Here is an 885-nt window from a genome sequence, read left to right as displayed (position 1 = left end):
GAAGCCGCGCAGCAGGTCGTGGGCCAGCTCCGGGGCCGCCCCGTCATCGGCGCCGGCCGAGAGCGCGGCGGCCACCAGGACCGACCAGGTGCCGGCCGCCCGGTGCGCGTCCGAGGTCGCCGCCTCCAGCAGCTGCCGGGCCTCGGCGGCCGTCGGCGCCTCCTCGTTCCACACCAGGCCCACCCCCGTCCGCAGTACCAGCGGCTCCGCGAACGGCGACACCCCGCCGGCCCGCAGGATCCGCTGGAGGGTCGCGACCCGGTCGTCTCCGCAGTCGGCCCTGGCCTCCGGCGCCCCGGCGCACATCCGCAGGTGCGGCAGCGCCTGCGTGCCGGTGAACGGCAGCGGCACCCGGCTCAGCAGCCGCGCCACCCCCGCCGGATGGTCCGGGGCGATCCGGTCGAGCGCCCCGAGCAGTGCCGTACGCACATCGAACTGTTCGTCCATCAGTTCGAGCAGGGCCGGTGCCCAGCCGGGTGCGCCCTCCTCACCGCCCGTCAGCAGCGCGGGCGCCAGCCGGTCCACCACGGAGGGCAGCAGCCCGGCGCAGTCCACCCCGAGCAACCGGGCCACCCGCAGCAGTTGCACCGTACGGGCCACGTCCAGGCCGACCCCCGCGCCACCCAGCTCGGTCACGATCTCCGGCCCGAGCACCCCGGCGACGGCCGCGCCCTCCGGGCCGCTGAACGCGGTGCGGCCGGGCAGCTCCAGCGAGCCGTTGCCGCCGCGCACCGCCTCCGTCACCAGCATCGCGGCGAGCGGGGCGGTGGTGGTCGTGGGGGAGCGGCCGTCGAGCGCGGCGAACAGCCGCCCGGCGGCGTCGAACTCGGGACCTGAGCGGCCGTCCGCCCCGGGCGAGGTCAGCGCCTCGACCAGCCGGCGGGT

1 protein-coding gene is annotated in these 885 nt (G+C 78.0%); it reads right to left on the bottom strand.

All coding sequences use genetic code 11. The features are described 5' to 3' along the window. Positions 1-885: GTPase-associated protein 1-related protein (locus G3I41_RS14215; RefSeq protein ID WP_275408411.1), on the bottom strand; the 885-nt coding region annotated here is incomplete at both ends.

The organism is Streptomyces sp. SID9727 (assembly GCF_010550605.1).
Taxonomy (GTDB): Bacteria; Actinomycetota; Actinomycetes; order Streptomycetales; family Streptomycetaceae; genus Streptomyces.
This window is presented reverse-complemented; position numbering and strand designations above follow the sequence as displayed.